We start from the raw sequence: 14,869 nt of genomic DNA on the forward strand, positions 1-14,869 counted from the left end.
TTCCCCAAGGTCCGGGCCCACACCGGCAAGGCCGTCAGGCGACCCCGCCTGGCGGCTTTGTTGCCCAGCAATGCACAAGGATACCAACAAGATGGCCCGAAAGCCGCGGTGGTCGTTCAAGGAGGACCGACGACTGATGGAATTGGCGCGCTCCTCCAAGTCACTGGAGGAGGTCGTGAAGGCGACCGGCCGTTCGCCGGAGCGAATCAAGAAGATGGCGATGCGCCTTGGCCTCTCCATCAAGCCGCGTGGCGCCACCAAGAAATAGTTTGAAATACGGCCGCGGCCGCTGAGCTCGGCCGGGCAGAGCGCGTTTCAACGAAGTGGCACCGATCCGCTTGAAGACGACGTGTCAGAAAATAAATATCTAGGGTTCCGGGGGACAATCTTCCTTGGCCCGCACCGGGATCGCCTTGACCTCGCCCTCGGTCTTGACCTCACGCCCGGCCTTGACCTCGCGCTCAGCCCTGGCCTCTTGTTCATCCCCGCCCGCTCGCGTGCAGGTGGTCAGCACGAAAGCCACCCGGCTGCATTGCCACGCAGGCCCGAGCGCCGCGCTCGACACCGGTTCTGGCGACGCCAGCGTCAGGGATAGATACGCTACCAAAACGGCACCCGCCGCGGCTGCGGCAGCCAGTGCCGCGCCCGTTCCGGACCACAGCTTGGACATCATGGCCTTGGTTCCCGTCGATCTCTGGGAGTCGAGGCAGCCCGCCTGCCCGCGTGTGACCGGAATCACAACCGGGACCAAGCAGTCCAGCCCGAGTCTTTGGGCTCGATGTGGGAGCGATATTGCACTGCCGCAAGGCAGGGTCAGCGCGCCGGCTCGATCACATTACAGTTGGTCCGACCCGACATCAGGCAGTCCTGCATCTTGCTCGCCGCCGTCAGGTCATGCGCAAGCCAGAGACCGACCGCGAGCATGATCACCGCGACCAGCAGTCCGATCAGCGCCCCACGGCGGTTGCCTCCGTCTTCGGATTCGCTCATGGCCGCTTCGGTTCCCTTTTGCCAGCGCCCGCATCATGACCGTTTGCACGGTTGCGTGCGATCAATTCTGCAACAGTCGCACAACGAAATGCGCAAAGGCAGCAATCGGCCCTGCAATTCCATTGCGGGCTCGCGCGACTCGCGAAAAACTGCTCGCTGGGTGGAGCGCGTGTGCGGGGCGTGCCGGTGAGCGAACAAGAAGCGAGTTACGATTATCAGCGTTACAGGCAGCTGCTCTCGGAAGCTGTCGACGAGACCAGCAGATTGCGGCTGATCAGCCTCCTGATCACCGAAAGGGCGCGCGACAGGCTGGAGGCGCAGCGCGCCTCGGACCGGAGCGCGATGACCGCCGAGACAGTCGCCAAGGTGCTCGGCAATGGCCGGCGCGAGCAGTTTCAGCGCGGCTAGGCCTGTCAGCAGGTTCGGTGACCAACCACTCACCACGCCGGCCGGTAGCCGGGCGCAAACACCGCCGCCGTCCATTTGCCGTCCGCTCATATCTCCTTTGCTCCACAGCCCCTCGTTCACCACTGGCCTTTTCGTTGCCATTCACTTATTGAACGCCGAACCGAACCCCATCCATCAACGAACAGAAAGCAGCAGGCTTCCTCTATGAGTGGCTTCAAGGAACCGGGTTTTGCCGACCGCCAGAAAGCGGCCCTGCAGGCGCGGCAAAACCTCCTCAACAAGTTTCGCACCCAGCCGGGCGCTGACGATCCGACCGTGAAGGCACGGGCCGAGGAGCGCGCGGCTATCGCCGAACGCCGCGCCAAGGCCAGGGAAGCCCGTGAAATCGAGAAGGCCGAACGGAAGCGCCGCGAGGAAGAGGCCGCCGCAGCGGAGGCCGCCCGCATTGCGCGGGAGAAGGAAGAGGAAACCGCACGACTGGCTGCGCTCGAGGCCGAGCAGAAGGCCAAGCGCGACGCCCGCTACGCGGCGCGCAAGGAGCGCGGCAAGAAGAAGCGCTGAGGCGTAACCAGGCCCGCCACGACGGCGGGCCTGTGAAGGATGAGCGGTGGCAGCGATCAGTTCTTCTTCATGCCGTCATCTTTCTTCATCATCGCGCCGCCATCCTTCTTCATGGCGTCGTCCTTCTTCATCATGCCATCGTCCTTCTTCATGGCATCCTTGGACATCGTGCCTTCCTTCTTCATCGCATCGTCCTTGCCCATCTTGTCCTGAGCGAAGGCGGCGGGCGCCAGCGCGAGGCTGAACGAGAGCAGCGCGGCGGAAAGGCCGAGGCGGGTCTTGGTGGTCATGTTGATGATCCCTTGTGTGGTCGAATGTGAGCGCGACGACTTGCCGCTCTCTCCTCGACGCACTTGCGCCGCCGGTTGTTACCTCCAATAACAAATTCTTGAAGCACACCGGCGCGTACGCCCCATCGCTCATCGCGCGCGGCGCAGTGTGCGCCGCAGCAACGGCAAGACTTGCGACCGCCTGCCGGCCCGCACTAACAGGGCGCCTCGAACTATCAGACTAGAGAGGTTTCGCGCGAAGACCGGCTAAGCTAAAGCTCCGCGCCGGTCTAACAGCCACTCAAGAAGCTCTTCAGGGGAACAACCATGCTCATGCCGCCTCGTCCTCGCTTCCGCCCTCGCCGCACCCGCCGTCCTGCGGATGGGTGTCGGGACCGCGCAGGCCGCGACCACGCTGAAGATCTCGCATCAGTTCCCCGGCGGCACCATCGACAAGGGCGACTTCCGCGACAGGCTGTGCCGGATGTTCGCGGCCGAGGTCGCCAAGCGCTCGGGCGGCGACCTCACTGCCGAGGTCTATCCGAACTCCTCGCTGATCAAGACCAACGCGCAGTTCTCGGCGATGCGCAAGGGCGCGCTCGATCTCAGCCTCTATCCGATGCCCTATGCCGGCGGCGAATTGCCGGAGACCAATATCGGCCTGATGCCGGGCCTGGTCACAACCTACGACCAGGGCCTGCGCTGGAAGAAGGAGCCCGTCGGCAAGGCGCTGAGCGACTTCCTCGCCGACAAGGGCATTCTGCTGATCTCCTGGGTCTGGCAGGCCGGCGGCGTCGCGAGCCGCTCCAAGGCGATCGTGGCGCCCGAAGACGCCAAGGGCCTCAAGGTGCGCGGCGGCTCGCGCGAGATGGACATGGTGCTGCAGACCGCCGGCGCCGCCGTGCTGTCGGTGCCGTCCAACGAGATCTACGCCGCGATGCAGACCGGCGCCTGCGATGCCGGCATCACCTCCTCCACCAGCCTGATCTCGTTCCGCCTCGAGGAGGTCGCGAAGTCGCTGACCTCGGGCGCCGGCGCCTCCTACTGGTTCATGCTGGAGCCGTTGATGATGTCGAAGGCGATCTTCGACAAGCTGCCGAAGAACCAGCAGGACGTCATCGTCGCCGTCGGCGCCGACCTCGAGGCGTTCGGCCGCAAGGGGGCGCAGGACGACGATATTGAAGTCACCAAGGTCTATGAAAAGGCGGGCGCCAAGGTCAGCGCGCTCGACGCCGCCATTGTCGGCAAGTGGCGCGACATCGCGCGCGACACCGCCTGGAAGGACTACGGCGCCAAGACGGCGACATCAGCCAACCTGCTGAAGCTCGCAAGCGACGTCGCCGCATGATGCATGGTCCGGTCGCGGATCAAGCCGAAGCCCCAAGCATGGCCACCGGCAATACACCCGTGGCGCTGCTCGGGCGGGCGCTGTCCGTCTGCAACAACATCATCGTGGTGTTCGCCGCACTCGCCTTGATTGCGGCCTGCGTCATCCTGAGCTACAGCGTGCTCGGCCGCGCCCTGTTCCACAGCCCGAACTACTGGCAGGACGAGGCCGCCGTGTTCCTGCTGGTCGGCGCCACCTTCATGACCTCGGCCTATGTGCAGAGCCAGCGCGGCCATGTCAGCATCGAGGCGTTTGTCGGCCTGCTCTCGGCCCGCGCCAACGGCATCAGGCTGTGGCTGGTCGATGTCGCGAGCTTCGCGTTTTGCACCTTCTTCGCCTGGAAGTCCTGGACCCTGGCGCACGAGGCCTATATCGACGGCCAGGTGTCCAACTCGATGTGGTCTCCGCCGCTCGCCATCCCCTACGGGCTGATGGCGCTGGGCATGACGCTGCTCTGCGTACAGCTCCTTCTGCAAATCCTCATTCCGCTGACCGGTGGCGCGCGCCGATGACCGTGTTTGGTATTGGCGTCTCCTACGGGCTTGCCACCCTGTTTGCGATGTTCTCCGGCATGCCGATCGCGTTCGCGCTCGGTGCGGTCGCCGTCGTCTTCATGGCGATCTACATGCCCGCGGCCTCGCTCGATACGGTGACCCAGAACGTCTACGAGGAGATGGCCTCGATCACGCTGCTGTCGATCCCGCTGTTCATTCTGAAGGGCGCGGCGATCGGCAAATCCCGTGCCGGCCAGGATCTCTACTCGGCGCTGCATGCCTGGCTGCACCGCGTGCCCGGCGGCCTCGGCGTCGCCAACGTGTTCGCCTGCGCCCTGTTTGCGGCGATGGCCGGTTCCTCGCCGGCGACCTGCTCGGCGATCGGCTCGGCCGGCATTCCCGAGATGCGCAAGCGCGGCTATTCCGGCGGCTTTGCCGCGGGGATCATCGCCGCCGGCGGCACGCTCGGCATCCTGCTGCCACCCTCGATCACGATGATCCTGTTCGCCGTCGCGGCCGAGAAATCGCTCGGGCGGCTGTTTCTCGCCGGCATCGGTCCCGGACTGCTGCTGGTGTCGTTGTTCGGCTTCTACGCCGTGTTCCGCTTCCGCAAGGAATACGCCATGGCCCGCGCCGTCTACGACGCGACCGGCAAGGATGCGGCGATCCTGCAGCGCGACGAGTTCACCATGGCCGAGCGCTTCAGCGCGCTGCCGCGCGTGATCCCGTTCGTGCTGCTGTTGACCGGCGTGATGATCGCGCTCTATGGCGGCTACGCAACGCCGTCGGAAACCGCCGGCCTCGGCGGCCTCCTGGCGCTCGGGCTGATCGCCGTGATCTACAGTGTGTGGCGGCCGAGCGACCTGGCGCCGATCCTGCGATCGACCATCCGAGAGTCGACGATGCTGATGATGATCATCGGCATGTCGCTGCTCTATTCCTATGTGATGAGCTATCTGCACATCTCGCAGTCGGTAGCGGAGACGATCGTCGCCATGCATCTGCCACGCTGGGAACTGCTGTTTGCGATCCTGGTGATGGTGGTCGTGCTCGGCTTCTTCCTGCCGCCGGTCTCGATCATCCTGATGACCGCGCCGATCGTCCTGCCTCCGTTACGGGCCGCCAATTTCGACATCATCTGGTTCGGCGTCGTCATGACCATCGTGATGGAGCTGGGCCTGATCCATCCACCGGTCGGCCTCAACATCTTCGTCATCCGCAACGTCGCGCCCGACATCCCGCTGAGCGAGGTGATCTGGGGCACGCTGCCCTTCGTGCTGCTGATGATGTTCGCCGTGCTGATGCTGTGCTTCTTCCCGGAGATCTCGACCTGGCTGCCCAATCTCGTGATGGGGCCGGACGGCGGGCGCTAGACCGGTCACCTGAAGCAATCGTGTCAAACCGGAGCTTCAGGCCGCCTCCTGATCGCGTGCCGCAAGAGCCTGCTCGATCCGGCGGACCAGCAACGCCGTCGGACGTCCCTCGCGCTGCAGCCGGCGGAGCTCATTCCAGAGCCTGATGATTTCGCGGTCTCGCTCGGCGTCCATGGCGGCTCTCTTCTGGAAGCGCCCATCATGAACGAAACAAGAACATAACTCAAGACCCCAACATGCCTTGGCTGGCACTGGAACCAGGACGACGCCCGCGCGACTGGCTCCTTCAGGGATAGCCGTCGCCCGGTGTATCGACCTCGACCACGTCGATCCGCGACACCGATTTGCCCTTGCGCAGGTCCTCGTAGGACGTCTCCGCGCTCAGGCAGAACAGCGTCCTGCGGTCCGCGCCGCCGAGTGCACAGGCGAGCGCGCGACGGCCGGGGACCGCGATGCGCGCACGCTCCACACCATTGCGGTCGATCCGGACAAACACGTCTTCGGTGAACGACGCGACCCAGACTGCGCCGTCGCCATCGAGGCAGATGCCGTCCGGATCATTGACGCGACCGAACCGCCCGCGAAGGCTCAGGCCGCCGTCCGGCGCGATGTCGTAGTCGGCGAGACCACCACCATCCATCTCCGCGACGACGAGCCGGCGATGGTCGGAGGAGACGGCAATGCCGTTGGGAAAGCGCAAGCCGTCGGCGACGACGCGGGCGCTGCCGTCGGGCATCACCAGGATGATGCGGCCGACGGCGCCGCGGCCCTCCGGCGGCGGCAGGTTGAAGCCGAGATCGCCGACGTAGGCACGCCCCTGCCCGTCGACGATCATGTCGTCGATCGTGCCGGTCGCGATCCCGGAGAGATCGGCATACAGCGACAGCGCTCCGCCGGAAAACCGCAGCAGCCGCTTCCTGAACATCGTCAGCACGACGATGTCGCCATCAGGCAGCACGCCGAGACCGCACGGCGTGTCGTCGCTCACCGCAGCATGCTCCTGACGTTCGCCTGACGGGCTGATGCTGAGCAGCGTCCGCGCCATGCAGTCGACGAACCAGAGCCGCCCGCGATGCCAGCGCGGGCCCTCGAAATAGCGGCCGCCATCCAGGATGGTTCTGAGACGGGCAGTCATGACGCAGCGGCCTGAAAGAACAGATCTGACATGAGAAGCGCCCCGCCCCACGTCTGATGAGAATATATCCCCGCTGGAACCCGTCAAACTGGAGTCTCGGGCCCTTCAAAAACGCCCGCAAAATCCCCGGTTCCCGCGGGTTCCGCACGTCTTATTCCATATTTCGCCGTGTTTTCCCTGTTGAGTTGCAGCTGCATTAACACTCGAGAATCGAGGGTGGTGGTAATCTGCGGCGGATGTGCCGCGTACGACGCGTTCCGTTTGTGCCTGATCGTTTCAGGGGGGCCAGGGAATGAACCGTTGCCTACGTCCGCTGGCGTGCCTCGCCACGGTGGCCGTGCTCGCGCTGCTTCCGCTTGAGGCAGGCGCCAAACCGCATCATCAGCACCAGGCCAAGAGCGGCCACGGTGACAAGAAGGCGCATGGCGCCAAGGCGACGCGCGAGAGCGCCGCCGGCAAGCGACGCCATGCCAGGCATGGCGCCGACAAGCGTAAATCAGCGAAGGCCAAATCCGCTTCGTCCAAATCGGCTGAGACCACCAAGGCGCCCGAGCCGGAGAAACCCGCCGGGCCGCAATTGTCGGGCGATCTCGCCGCGGTCAGGGACGCGATCGCCGCGGCGCGCCGCGGCAAGACCAGCGACGCGACCGATATCCAGGCAAAGATCACCGATCCCGTCGGGCGGAAGCTCGTCGAGTGGTATCTGCTGCGCCACTCCGAGTCGAATGCGCCGTTCAGCCGCTATGCGGCATTCATCGCAGCCAACCCGGACTGGCCAAGCGTCACGCTGCTACGCAAACGAGCTGAAGCGCGGATGTGGCAGGAGCGCAGCGATCCGGCCACGGTGCACGCTTTCACGCTCGATCAGCCGATCAGCGCCAAGGGCAAGTTCGCGCTCGCGCGCACGCTGCTCGCCGAAGGCGATCACGACGGCGCCGCGCGGCTGGTGGGCGAGGCCTGGCGCTCGGAAGACCTGTCCGACCGCACCGAGAGCGACGCCTATGACGCATTCAAGGACCTGCTCACGCGCGACGATCATCGCGCGCGCATGGACAAGCGGATCGGCGCCAAGGATCTCGCCGGCGCGAGGCGCGCGGCACAGCACCTCGGCAGCGACGAGCTGGCCATCGTGAAGGCTTGCGGCGCGGTCCGTGGGCAATCCAACAAGGCCGAGGACACACTCAACGACGTGCCGGCGGACGCCCGCAGCGACCTCGGCTACACGCTATGCCGCATCCAGTGGCTGCTCGCGAAGAACAGGATCGACGATGCGGCGCGCGTGACGATTGCGGCCGCGCCCGAGACGATGGCGCAGCAGGACACCGACCAGTGGTGGCGCGAGCGCCGCATCCTCTCCCGCAAGCTGCTCGACCAGGGTGAGTACCAGGCGGCCTATGACGTCATCCGCGCCGCGGCGCCGCCGGACAACCCCTATTACCGCTCCGACATGCACTTCATGCGCGGCTGGATCGCGCTGCGCTATCTCGACGATGCCAGGACTGCGGCGGCGCATTTCGCACGGATCGACGAGGGCCAGACCAACCCGACCGTGCTGGCACGCGCCGCCTACTGGCGCGGCCGTGCCGCCGAGGCGCTCGGCAACACCGCAGCGATGCGGGCCGACTACCAGGCCGCGGCGCGCTACCCGACGGCCTATTATGGTCAGCTCGCGCTGACCAGGCTCGGCCGTGACGGCGTCGAGCTGCGCGCGCCCTCGCCGGCGGCCAGCGCCGGCAGCATGGCGGCCGACGAGCGCGTGCGTGCCGCCGACATGCTCTATGCGATCGGCGAGCCCGACATCGTGCTCTACTTCGCCGCCGACCTCGCCGAGGAAAGCGCAGATGTCGGGATGCTCGAGGCGCTCGGCGAGCTCACCGGCCGACGCAACGATGCCCGCACCATGCTGCAGATCGGCAAGATCGCGCTGGCGCGCGGCTTTGCCTTCGACCATTACGCGTTCCCGGTCATCGGCATTCCGAAGCACACCCCGATCGCCCCCGATATCGGGCCCAGCATGACCTACTCGATCGCGCGCACCGAAAGCGCGTTCGACCAGCGCGACAAGTCAGCGGCCAATGCCGTCGGCCTGATGCAGGTGACGCCCGAAGCCGGCCGCGACACCGCCAAGCGCTTCGGCGTCAGCTACGATTGGAGCCGGATGGTTTCCGATCCGGTCTACAACACCCAGATGGGTGCCGCCGAATTGAGCGCGCTGCTGGCGGAATATCGCGGCTGCCACATCATGACCTTTGCCGGTTACAACGCCGGCCGCGGCCGCGTCCGCGACTGGATCAAGGCCTATGGCGACCCGCGTGACCCCAAGGTCGATCCGGTCGACTGGGTGGAGCGGATTCCGATCTCGGAGACGCGCAATTACGTCCAGCGGGTGATGGAGAATTTCGCGGTCTATCAGGCGCGGTTCGAGGACGCAGGCACGGCGTTGGCGGCAAAGAGCGGCGAGCGCGTCGTGACGCAGGAGAGCGACGCGGCGCCGGCGCAGTAACCACGCTGTCGTCCCGGCAAGGCCGGGACACGGGGTTGCTTCTCAATCCACCTTCACATTGGCGGCCTTGATCATCGGCCACCATTTTGCAATCTCCGCCTTCTGCCAGGCGCCGAGTGCGTCCGGCGTCAGCTGATCCTTTGGCGGCATCTGCAAGCCGAGATTTTCGAGCTGCTTCTTCACCGCAGGATCGTTCAGCGCCTGGATCGCCGCGATGTTGAGCCTGGCCACGATGTCCTTCGGCGTGCCCTTCGGCACCCAGAGGCCGGACCACAGCGTCATGTGGAAGCCCGGCAGGCCGGCCTCGTCGACCGTCGGGACTTCGGGCGCGTTCGCGACCCGCTTGGAATCGGTAACCGCATAAGCGCGGATGTTGCCGGCGCGGACCTGGTTGATCGAATTCGACGTCTGGTCGACGATGATATCGATCTGGCCGGCGACGAGGTCGTTCAGAGCCGGCCCGGTGCCGCGATACGGCACGTATTGCAGCTTGATGCCGGAGACGTTCTCGAAATAGACCCCGGCGATGTGGCTGCCGCTGCCGGCGCCGGCGGTGCCCGCGGTCGGCGGCGCCGGTCGCGACTTCAGCCACTCCAACAGTTCCTTCAGCGACTTCGCCGGCACGGCGTTCTTGCTGACGATGATCATCGGATTGCTCGGCAGCAGCACCACCGGCTCGAGATCATCGACGAGGTCGTAGCCGAGCTTGTAGATCGCGCCGTTCGCAACATGGGTGCCGAGATGACCGAACGAGACGGTGTAGCCGTCCGGCGCCGCGCGCACCGCACGGCCGACGCCGAGCGAGCCGCCCGCTCCGGTCACGTTCTCGATCAGAACCACCTCGCCGAGCGACTGCTTCATGCGCTCGGCTAGGATGCGCGCCATCGCATCCGACGGACCGCCGGCGGCGAACGGCACGACGATGGTGATCGGGTGCGCGGGCCAGGTTTCCGCCGAAACGCTCCCGGTGAACGCCAACATCGCCAGCACGGCCAGAACCAGTTTCCGCATCACGCGCTCCCCTCAATCTTCGTTGTCGTATCATTTTCGAAGGGCCACCTTTCAACAAGATGGCCCTTCGGACGAGGCGTCAGAACTGCGAGAAGTCGATCGGCTTGTGCCTGTCGAGCGCGCGGGTCACCGGCGGCAGCGGGTATTTCAGGCCGCTGGCGCAATTGAACAGCATCACGCGGTCGGCCTTGGTGACGCGGCCGTCGGCAAGGCTCTGCTTGTAGGCGGCATAGGTCGCAGCCCCCTCGGGGCACAGCAGCAGTCCCTCCTCGCGCGCGACCTCGTTGAGGGCGGCGGTGATCTTGTCGTCGTCGACCGCGATCGCAAATCCCTTGCTCTCGCGCACCGCGCGCAGGATGAGAAAGTCGCCGATCGCCTGCGGCACGCGGATGCCCGAGGCGATTGTGTGAGCGTCCTCCCAGCGCGCCGCATGTTCGGTGCCGGCCTCATAGGCGCGCACCATCGGCGCACAGCCGGAGGCCTGCACCGCGACCATCCGCGGGCGCTTCGAACCGATGAAACCGATCTTCTCGAGCTCGTCGAACGCCTTCCACATGCCGATCAGGCCGGTGCCGCCGCCGGTCGGATAGAAGATCACGTCGGGCACGTCCCAGCCGAGCTGCTCGGCGAGCTCGAGGCCCATCGTCTTCTTGCCCTCGATCCGGTACGGCTCCTTCAGGGTCGATGTATCGAACCAGCCGACTTTTGCTTTTCCTTCGCCGACGATCTTGCCGCAGTCGTCGATATAGCCGTTGACGCGATAGACGGTGGCGCCCTGCAGCTCGATCTCGCTGACATTCACCTCCGGCGTATCCGCCGGGCAGAAGATCGTGGTCTTGATCCCACAGGAGGTCGCGTAGGCCGCGAGCGCCGCGCCGGCGTTGCCGTTGGTCGGCATCGCCATGTGCTTGATGCCGAGCGCCTTACCCATCGAGACCGCCATGACGAGGCCGCGCGCCTTGAACGAGCCGGTCGGCAGCCGCCCCTCGTCCTTGACGATGATCTCGCCGCCGCCAAGCCTTGCGGAAAGCCTCGGCAGCCGGATCAGCGGCGTCGTGACTTCGCCGAGGCTGACGATGTCCTTGCATTTGCGCACCGGCAACAGCTCGCGGTAGCGCCACAGGTCGGCGGGGCGCTCGGCCAGCGCATCTTTCGTGAGCGCCTTCTTCACCCCGGCGAGATCGTAGCGCACCAAGAGCGGCTTGCCGGCCTTCGAGAGGTTGTGCACCTGATCGGCCGCATAATGATCGCCCTCCATCGCGCATTCGAGATGGGTCACGAAGGTCGGGCGTTCGATGGTGAGGTTGTCGTTGTCTTTCACGAGATGCGCTCTTTCTTGTTCTTTGCGAGTTCGTTTTGCCAGACCCGTCACCTTGAAGAGCGCGAAGCGCGTCTCGAAGGGCGACGAGCCCCGCTGCTCGATCCGGGCCGTGCATCCTTCGAGGCTCGCTGCGCGAGCGCCTCCAGCGACAACGGCAAAGCCGTTGCGCGGGGATGACGGAGCAGAGACTAAATATTCAGCACGCGCCCGTAGGCGTCGAGCACCGCTTCCTTCATCATTTCCGATAAAGTCGGATGCGGGAACACGGTGTGCATCAATTCCTCTTCCGTGGTCTCCAGATTCATCGCCACCACATAGCCCTGGATCAGCTCGGTGACCTCGGCGCCGATCATGTGCGCGCCGAGCAGCTGGCCGGTCTTCTTGTCGAACACCACCTTGACGAGGCCCTGGTCCTCGCCCAGCGCGATCGCCTTGCCGTTGCCGACGAACGGGAAGCGGCCGACGCGGATCTCGCGGCCGCCTTCCTTGGCCTTGGCCTCGGTGAGGCCGACGGAGGCAACCTGCGGGTTGCAGTAGGTGCAGCCCGGGATCAGCAGCTTGTCCATCGGATGCGGATGCAGGCCCTTGATCGCCTCGATGCAGATCACGCCCTCATGCTCGGCCTTGTGCGCGAGCATCGGCGGTCCCGCGACGTCGCCGATCGCGTAGATGCCGGGCACGTTGGTCTTGCCGAGGCCGTCGATCACGATGCAGCCGCGGTCGGTTTTGACGCCGAGCTTCTCCAGCCCGAGATTCTCGATGTTGCCGACCACGCCGACCGCCGAGATCACGCGCTCGAATTCCTTGGTCTGCGGCTGGCCCTTTCCGTCGTCGATGGTGGCGACCACGCTGTCGGCCTTCTTCTCCAGCTTTGTCACCTTGGTCGAGGACATGATCTTGATACCCATCTTCTCGAACCGCTTGCGCGCCAGCCCCGCGATCTCGGCGTCCTCGACGGGCAAGATCTGCGGCAGCACCTCGACCACGGTGACATCGGCACCCATGGTGTGGAAGAACGAGGCGAACTCGATGCCGATCGCGCCGGAGCCGACCACCAGCAGCGACTTCGGCATCCGCTCCGGCACCATTGCCTCGAAATAGGTCCAGATCAGCTTCTTGTCGGGCTCGAGCCCGGGCAGCACGCGCGGTCGCGCGCCGGTCGCGACGATGATGTGCTTGGCCTGATAGGTGCCCTCGCCGCTCGCACCCTTCGGCGCCTCGACCGCCGACTTCTTCACCGTGATCTTGCCGGGCGCGTCGATCGTGGCATCGCCCCAGATCACCGTGACCTTGTTCTTCTTCATCAGGAAGCCGACGCCGTCGTTGAGACGCTTCGAGACCCCGCGCGAGCGCTGCACCACGGCCTTCGGATCGAACGAGACGTTATCGGCCGACAGCCCGTAATCCTTGGCGTGCTGCATGTAGTGATAGATCTCGGCGGAACGCAGCAGCGCTTTGGTCGGGATGCAGCCCCAGTTCAGGCAGATGCCGCCGAGATAGGATTTCTCCACGATCGCGGTCTTGAAGCCGAGCTGCGCGGCGCGGATCGCGGTCACGTAGCCGCCGGGGCCGGAGCCGATGATAATGACGTCAAAGGATGTATCGGCCATGGCGGCTCCCGTTCAACTCAACGTGTGACGCCGCGCGCGCGGCTTCTTGCGATCGACGACCTGACCAGCCATTCGAGCCCGATCACCAGGGCCATGGCGGCCAGGACCGTCAGCACGATCGGCTGGGCGATGTTCCGCGCCAGCTGTTCGCCGGCGAAGAACGCGGAATGCAGAAAATCGAAGCCGACCGGATTGCACACCAGTGCGGCCGACAGCAGCAGCGAGATCCAGGGCCAGTGCGTGCGAGCCGTGCCGGCCATCTATCTGTACTCCTGCCATACCGCACCGAGGAACACGGTCCACGCCAGCGCCAGCACAGCGGCGCCGGTCATCATGATCCTGAACTGGATCGTCGAAATCAGGTCGCGGTTGACCGCGACGAGCAACGCGACGGCAACGGCGGCGAGCAGGACGTACGGACCGTAGATCGCGTACATGGCTGATGCCCGTCACACCATCATCATCACGGGGTTTTCGATCAGCTGCTTGAAAGCGCCGATCAGCTCGGCGCCGAGCGCGCCGTCGATCGCGCGGTGATCGCACGACAGGGTCACGCTCATCATGTGCGCGATCTCGATCTTGCCGCCGCGCACCACCGGACGTTCCTCCGAGGTGCCGACCGCGAGGATCGAGGCGTGCGGCGGGTTGATCACGGCGGTGAAGTGGTTGATGCCGTACATGCCGAGGTTCGACACCGCGGTGGTGCCGCCCTGGTATTCTTCCGGCTTCAGCTTGCGTGCGCGGGCGCGCGCGGCAAAATCCTTCATCTCGTTGGAGATGGTCGACAGCGTCTTGGTTTCGGCCTTGCGGATGATCGGCGTGATCAGGCCGCCCGGCATCGCCACCGCGACGCCGACGTCGGAATGCTTGTGCTTGAGCATGCCGCCCTCGGTCCAGCTGACGTTGCAGTTCGGGATCTTCTGCAGCGCGACCGCCATCGCCTTGATGACGAAGTCGTTGACCGAGATCTTGTAGAGCGGCTTCTTCTCCTTGTCCTTCGGCGCAGCCGCGTTGATCTCCTCGCGCGCGGCGAGCAGCTTGCCGATGTCGCAGTCGATCGTGAGATAGAAGTGCGGGACGTTCTGCACCGAGGCGGTGAGACGCTGCGCGATGGTGCGGCGCATGCCGTCATGCGGCACGACTTCGTACGAGCCCGGCTCGAACAGCGCCAGGATCTGCTTGTCGGACATCGACGGCGCGATGCTGGGACCTGTGGCGGCCGGCGCAGCCGCCGGCGCCTTCAGGCCCTTGCCGGACTTGGCGTCGTCGACGTCGCGCGCGATGACGCGGCCGTGCGGGCCGGTGCCGGTGATGCGGCCGAGATCGATGCCGGCTTCCTTCGCGAGACGCCGCGCCAACGGCGAGGAGAACACGCGAGCGTGGCCATTGGCCTGCGCGGCCGGCGCAGCAGCCTGCGGCGCGGCTGCGGGTGCTGCGGCCGGCTGTGGTGCGGGCGCAGCCGCTGCGGGAGCCGCGGCCTGGGCGGCAGGCTTCGGAGCCTCGGCGGGCTTGGCTGCCGGTGCAGCGCCCGCACCCGCGCTGGCCGCAGCCTTCATGTCCTCGCCGTCACCCGCCATCACGGCGATGACATCGTTGACCGGCACGTCCTGGGTGCCTTCGGGCACCAGGATCCTGGCGATCGTGCCTTCGTCGACCGCCTCGACTTCCATCGTCGCCTTGTCGGTCTCGATCTCCGCGATCACGTCGCCGGACTTGACCTTGTCGCCCTCTTTCTTGAGCCACTTGGCGAGGTTGCCCTTTTCCATCGTCGGCGACAGCGCGGGCATGAGAATATTGATCGGCATTG

Annotated in this window: 18 protein-coding genes; 7 read left to right on the forward strand and 11 right to left on the reverse strand. The window is 65.6% G+C overall.

Features of this window, described 5'->3' with window-relative positions; translation table 11 throughout:
* The first annotated feature begins 91 nt into the window (after nt 1-91).
* A complete protein-coding gene (locus HAP47_RS21415; RefSeq protein WP_171947593.1) occupies nt 92-268 on the forward strand; it encodes a hypothetical protein in 177 nt (58 codons plus the stop codon).
* 99 nt (nt 269-367) lie between these two features.
* Here the strand turns inward: HAP47_RS21415 and HAP47_RS21420 are convergent, their stop codons facing one another.
* Nucleotides 368-673 carry a hypothetical protein gene (locus tag HAP47_RS21420; protein ID WP_173642891.1) on the reverse strand — a complete coding sequence of 102 codons (306 nt, stop codon included), beginning with the start codon at nt 671-673 and terminating at the stop codon, nt 368-370.
* Nucleotides 674-813: 140 nt separating this feature from the next.
* Nucleotides 814-990, reverse strand: coding sequence for a hypothetical protein (locus HAP47_RS21425; protein WP_173642890.1), 177 nt, complete (start codon nt 988-990; stop codon nt 814-816).
* Nucleotides 991-1,176: 186 nt separating this feature from the next.
* Here HAP47_RS21425 and HAP47_RS21430 point away from each other — a divergent pair, with 186 nt between their 5' ends.
* On the forward strand, nt 1,177-1,398 hold the full coding sequence (locus HAP47_RS21430; RefSeq protein ID WP_173642889.1) for a hypothetical protein: 222 nt from the start codon (nt 1,177-1,179) through the stop codon (nt 1,396-1,398).
* A 204-nt stretch (nt 1,399-1,602) separates the two neighbouring features.
* Entirely contained in the window at nt 1,603-1,959 is a 357-nt protein-coding gene (locus HAP47_RS21435; RefSeq protein WP_173642888.1) for a DUF6481 family protein, read from the forward strand.
* A 56-nt stretch (nt 1,960-2,015) separates the two neighbouring features.
* Here HAP47_RS21435 and HAP47_RS21440 read toward each other — a convergent pair whose 3' ends face one another.
* Entirely contained in the window at nt 2,016-2,249 is a 234-nt protein-coding gene (locus HAP47_RS21440; RefSeq protein WP_092114537.1) for a pentapeptide MXKDX repeat protein, read from the reverse strand.
* Between the two features lie 361 nt (nt 2,250-2,610).
* Here HAP47_RS21440 and dctP point away from each other — a divergent pair, with 361 nt between their 5' ends.
* Genes dctP through HAP47_RS21455 form a run of 3 tightly spaced genes read left to right on the forward strand, consistent with a single transcriptional unit; the run spans nt 2,611 to nt 5,482 of the window.
* On the forward strand, nt 2,611-3,576 hold the full coding sequence (gene dctP, locus HAP47_RS21445; RefSeq protein ID WP_173642887.1) for a TRAP transporter substrate-binding protein DctP: 966 nt from the start codon (nt 2,611-2,613) through the stop codon (nt 3,574-3,576).
* A 38-nt stretch (nt 3,577-3,614) separates the two neighbouring features.
* Nucleotides 3,615-4,127, forward strand: a complete 513-nt coding sequence (locus tag HAP47_RS21450) for a TRAP transporter small permease (protein WP_371821642.1) — start codon at nt 3,615-3,617, stop codon at nt 4,125-4,127.
* Nucleotides 4,124-5,482, forward strand: coding sequence for a TRAP transporter large permease (locus HAP47_RS21455; RefSeq protein WP_173642885.1), 1,359 nt, complete (start codon nt 4,124-4,126; stop codon nt 5,480-5,482). The genes HAP47_RS21450 and HAP47_RS21455 overlap by 4 nt, the downstream gene beginning before the upstream one ends.
* Before the next feature lie 36 nt (nt 5,483-5,518).
* Here HAP47_RS21455 and HAP47_RS21460 read toward each other — a convergent pair whose 3' ends face one another.
* Nucleotides 5,519-5,656 (reverse strand): hypothetical protein, encoded by a 138-nt coding sequence (locus tag HAP47_RS21460; RefSeq protein WP_173642884.1) that lies wholly within the window; start codon nt 5,654-5,656, stop codon nt 5,519-5,521.
* A gap of 112 nt (nt 5,657-5,768) precedes the next feature.
* Nucleotides 5,769-6,617 (reverse strand): SMP-30/gluconolactonase/LRE family protein, encoded by an 849-nt coding sequence (locus tag HAP47_RS21465; RefSeq protein ID WP_173642883.1) that lies wholly within the window; start codon nt 6,615-6,617, stop codon nt 5,769-5,771.
* 292 nt (nt 6,618-6,909) lie between these two features.
* Between HAP47_RS21465 and HAP47_RS21470 the strand changes: the two genes are divergently transcribed.
* Entirely contained in the window at nt 6,910-9,120 is a 2,211-nt protein-coding gene (locus HAP47_RS21470; RefSeq protein ID WP_173642882.1) for a lytic transglycosylase domain-containing protein, read from the forward strand.
* Between the two features lie 42 nt (nt 9,121-9,162).
* On the opposite strand, the gene HAP47_RS21475 is transcribed toward HAP47_RS21470, so the two are convergent.
* From HAP47_RS21475 to HAP47_RS21500, 6 genes are all read right to left on the reverse strand, one after another.
* Nucleotides 9,163-10,131, reverse strand: a complete 969-nt coding sequence (locus HAP47_RS21475) for a tripartite tricarboxylate transporter substrate binding protein BugD (protein ID WP_173642881.1) — start codon at nt 10,129-10,131, stop codon at nt 9,163-9,165.
* Between the two features lie 79 nt (nt 10,132-10,210).
* The gene (locus tag HAP47_RS21480) at nt 10,211-11,452 is read right to left on the reverse strand and encodes a threonine synthase (RefSeq protein WP_173642880.1); all 1,242 of its coding nucleotides are present in this window, start codon (nt 11,450-11,452) and stop codon (nt 10,211-10,213) included.
* A gap of 188 nt (nt 11,453-11,640) precedes the next feature.
* On the reverse strand, nt 11,641-13,062 hold the full coding sequence (gene lpdA, locus HAP47_RS21485; protein ID WP_173642879.1) for a dihydrolipoyl dehydrogenase: 1,422 nt from the start codon (nt 13,060-13,062) through the stop codon (nt 11,641-11,643).
* A gap of 17 nt (nt 13,063-13,079) precedes the next feature.
* On the reverse strand, nt 13,080-13,322 hold the full coding sequence (locus tag HAP47_RS21490) for a hypothetical protein (RefSeq protein ID WP_173642878.1): 243 nt from the start codon (nt 13,320-13,322) through the stop codon (nt 13,080-13,082).
* The gene (locus tag HAP47_RS21495; protein WP_173642877.1) at nt 13,323-13,499 is read right to left on the reverse strand and encodes a hypothetical protein; all 177 of its coding nucleotides are present in this window, start codon (nt 13,497-13,499) and stop codon (nt 13,323-13,325) included.
* A gap of 12 nt (nt 13,500-13,511) precedes the next feature.
* Nucleotides 13,512-14,867, reverse strand: a complete 1,356-nt coding sequence (locus HAP47_RS21500; RefSeq protein ID WP_173642876.1) for a pyruvate dehydrogenase complex dihydrolipoamide acetyltransferase — start codon at nt 14,865-14,867, stop codon at nt 13,512-13,514.
* Between the last annotated feature and the right edge of the window lie 2 nt (nt 14,868-14,869).

This window comes from Bradyrhizobium sp. 41S5 (assembly GCF_011516665.3).
Classification (GTDB): Bacteria; Pseudomonadota; Alphaproteobacteria; order Rhizobiales; family Xanthobacteraceae; genus Bradyrhizobium; species Bradyrhizobium quebecense.

Bases quoted from the DNA above. Each gene is read 5' to 3' on its own strand.
- HAP47_RS21415 (WP_171947593.1), top strand. From the start codon at position 92: ATGGCCCGAAAGCCGCGGTGGTCGTTCAAGGAGGACCGACGACTGATG.
- HAP47_RS21420 (WP_173642891.1), bottom strand. From the start codon at position 673: ATGATGTCCAAGCTGTGGTCCGGAACGGGCGCGGCACTGGCTGCCGCA.
- HAP47_RS21425 (WP_173642890.1), bottom strand. From the start codon at position 990: ATGAGCGAATCCGAAGACGGAGGCAACCGCCGTGGGGCGCTGATCGGA.
- HAP47_RS21435 (WP_173642888.1), top strand. From the start codon at position 1,603: ATGAGTGGCTTCAAGGAACCGGGTTTTGCCGACCGCCAGAAAGCGGCC.
- HAP47_RS21440 (WP_092114537.1), bottom strand. From the start codon at position 2,249: ATGACCACCAAGACCCGCCTCGGCCTTTCCGCCGCGCTGCTCTCGTTC.
- dctP (WP_173642887.1), top strand. From the start codon at position 2,611: ATGGGTGTCGGGACCGCGCAGGCCGCGACCACGCTGAAGATCTCGCAT.
- HAP47_RS21450 (WP_371821642.1), top strand. From the start codon at position 3,615: ATGGCCACCGGCAATACACCCGTGGCGCTGCTCGGGCGGGCGCTGTCC.
- HAP47_RS21455 (WP_173642885.1), top strand. From the start codon at position 4,124: ATGACCGTGTTTGGTATTGGCGTCTCCTACGGGCTTGCCACCCTGTTT.
- HAP47_RS21460 (WP_173642884.1), bottom strand. From the start codon at position 5,656: ATGGACGCCGAGCGAGACCGCGAAATCATCAGGCTCTGGAATGAGCTC.
- HAP47_RS21465 (WP_173642883.1), bottom strand. From the start codon at position 6,617: ATGACTGCCCGTCTCAGAACCATCCTGGATGGCGGCCGCTATTTCGAG.
- HAP47_RS21470 (WP_173642882.1), top strand. From the start codon at position 6,910: ATGAACCGTTGCCTACGTCCGCTGGCGTGCCTCGCCACGGTGGCCGTG.
- HAP47_RS21475 (WP_173642881.1), bottom strand. From the start codon at position 10,131: ATGCGGAAACTGGTTCTGGCCGTGCTGGCGATGTTGGCGTTCACCGGG.
- lpdA (WP_173642879.1), bottom strand. From the start codon at position 13,062: ATGGCCGATACATCCTTTGACGTCATTATCATCGGCTCCGGCCCCGGC.
- HAP47_RS21490 (WP_173642878.1), bottom strand. From the start codon at position 13,322: ATGGCCGGCACGGCTCGCACGCACTGGCCCTGGATCTCGCTGCTGCTG.
- HAP47_RS21495 (WP_173642877.1), bottom strand. From the start codon at position 13,499: ATGTACGCGATCTACGGTCCGTACGTCCTGCTCGCCGCCGTTGCCGTC.
- HAP47_RS21500 (WP_173642876.1), bottom strand. From the start codon at position 14,867: ATGCCGATCAATATTCTCATGCCCGCGCTGTCGCCGACGATGGAAAAG.